Below are 2,640 nucleotides of genomic sequence, written 5' to 3'. Positions count from 1 at the left end.
GAAATAATTCTTAATTCCTTATCTCTTATTTGATCATTGATTGATAATTCTTTGCTAATTGTAGGACACCTCCAAATATTTTATATAAAAAATAAAAAGCGAATGATTGAATATCATCCGCTATATAAGTCAAAATTGCACTTAGTTTGTGAATACACATAAACTAAACTTATATTAACCTTACTAACCTTCGGCGTAAGGCGAGAAACGGACTTCTTCTTGTTTTTTCAATAAATTTGTTGTAGTGAAAATCACTACTCCATATAATATACTCTCTTTGCAGATATTTGTCAACTATTTTTTATAATTTTTTTATATTTTTAAAATTATAAATTTTATGTTTTTAATACACTATTTATGACAATACTCTTACTAAAAGTAATTATTTTATTTTTTTATTTTCATAATAAATTTTTACAACTTTGGAAAATATAAAGTAAATAATAATTCTATCCCCCAGAGGTGTTTAATAATGAATATTATAAATAATTTTTTAAAAAAAATCAATAATCCAGTTCCTGTATTTGCACAAACCAAACTGGAAAAAGAAAATTGCTCCGACGATCATAATAGTAGCAAGCCTAAAACAACATTCAGAGATGTTGCTGGTCTTGATGAAGTAAAAGAGGAGTTATTTGAAGTAGTTGATTTTATGAAGTCTCCAGAAAAATACATAAAAATGGGTGCCAAAATACCAAAAGGAATCTTATTCTATGGACCTCCTGGTACAGGAAAAACCCTTCTTGCTTCTGCAATTGCTGGAGAAACTGATTCTTCTTTTTTTAATGTTACTGGTTCAGAATTTGTAGAAAAATATGTAGGTGTAGGAGCCAAAAGAGTACGTACTCTATTTGAAAAAGCTAGAAAGGAAGCTCCTAGTATTATATTTATAGATGAAATTGATGCAATAGGAGCTAGAAGACATTCAGAAAGTAACAACGAAAAAGATCAAACACTAAATCAATTACTGGTTGAAATGGACGGTTTTAATAAAGATGACAATATTATAATAGTCGGTGCAACTAATAGACTGGATTTATTAGATGAAGCTTTATTAAGACCTGGAAGATTTGATAGACATATACGTATTAATTCACCTAATTATCATAGTAGATATGAAATTCTTCAAGTTCATACAAAAAACAAACCATTAAACAAAGACGTAGATTTAAAATTACTCGCTCGAAAAACTCATGGATTTAATGGTGCACATTTAGCTAACATTGCAAATGAAGCTGCCATTTTTGCTGTGAGAGATAACTGTTCTGAAATTACAACATACCATTTTGATAAAGCTCTAGAAAGAGTTATTGCTGGGATAGAGCAAAAAAATTCTGTTTTAATTGAAAAAGAAAAGAAAATTGTTTCTTTCCATGAAGCAGGACACGCCATAGTCAGCAATATTATCAAAATATGCCCAATACAAAAAATTTCAATAGTTCCACGCGGTGAAGCTTTAGGATACGTTCTTCAATTACCTGATGAAGATAGATACATTTATACTAAAGATGAATTAATAGGAAAAATAAAAATTCTTTTAGCTGGTAAAGCTGCTGAAGAAATAATTTTTAATCATTTATCTACTGGGGCTAAAGATGATTTAAAAAAAGTAACTGATATAGCTGATCAAATGGTTTGTGAGTATGGCATGAGTAATCTTGGATTTATGACTATAGAAGGTAATTCAAAATCATTTATGTCTGATAAAGTTCAAAAAGAAGCAAATTCAATTGTTGAAAATTGCTACAAAGAAACATTAAAATTAATTAAAGAAAATATAAATGATTTACATATTGTTGCTAATTACTTATATGATAAAGAAACTATGACATTAGAAGAATTACAGTCTTTAATACAAAAAGAACCTTGCTAATATTTATATTGTTATAAAAATAACCTAAAGCTTAATGCTTTAGGTTATTTTCATTTTATATATAATAATTATTCTTGAACTATATTAACTCTTTCTGCATCTTCTTTAACTACCATAGATACGAATTCATTTAAGTCCATACTTCCCATTTCACCTTTATCTCTTGATCTAACAGCAACTTGGTTTTCAGCAGCTTCTTTTTCTCCTACAACTAACATGTAAGGAACTTTTTGAAGTTGAGCTTCTCTTATTTTGAATCCTATCTTCTCAGCTCTATCATCCATTTCAACTCTTACACCTGCATCAAATAAAGCTTTTTTAACTTCATTTGCATAATCCATGTATTTATCTGATATAGGTAATATTTTAACTTGAGTTGGAGCTAACCAAACTGGGAATTTACCAGCATATTGTTCTATTAATATACCTATGAATCTTTCTATACTTCCAAGAGCAACTCTGTGTATCATAACTGGTCTATGTTTTTCACCATCCTGTCCAACATAAGATATATCAAATCTTTGAGGTAATTGCATATCTAATTGGATAGTACCACATTGCCATGTTCTTCCTAAACAGTCTTTTAAGTGGAAGTCGATTTTTGGTCCGTAGAATGCTCCATCACCTTCATTTAATATGTAAGGTAAGTTTAATTCTTCTAAAGCTTCTCTTAAACCATTTTCAGCAGTTTCCCACTCTTCATCTGTACCCATAGAATCTTCTGGTCTAGTAGATAATTCTAAGTGATATTCAAATCCAAATGTTTT

Annotated in this window: 2 protein-coding genes; one reads left to right on the top strand and one right to left on the bottom strand. The window is 29.0% G+C overall.

Going from position 1 to position 2,640, the window contains the following annotated elements:
* Positions 1-472: 472 nt before the first annotated feature.
* Positions 473-1,873 (top strand): AAA family ATPase, encoded by a 1,401-nt coding sequence (locus Q0G30_RS14105; protein ID WP_294391351.1) that lies wholly within the window; start codon positions 473-475, stop codon positions 1,871-1,873.
* A 68-nt stretch (positions 1,874-1,941) separates the two neighbouring features.
* Here the strand turns inward: Q0G30_RS14105 and Q0G30_RS14100 are convergent.
* Positions 1,942-2,640, bottom strand: a 699-nt coding sequence (locus Q0G30_RS14100) for a threonine--tRNA ligase (RefSeq protein WP_294391348.1), incomplete at its 5' end; no start/stop codon positions are given.

The sequence above is a fragment of the uncultured Clostridium sp. genome, from assembly GCF_934754925.1.
Classification (GTDB): Bacteria; Bacillota; Clostridia; order Clostridiales; family Clostridiaceae; genus Clostridium.
This window is presented reverse-complemented; position numbering and strand designations above follow the sequence as displayed.

What these genes read in the sequence shown, in the direction of transcription:
- Q0G30_RS14105 (WP_294391351.1), top strand. Translation starts at nt 473, where the DNA reads ATGAATATTATAAATAATTTTTTAAAAAAAATCAATAATCCAGTTCCT.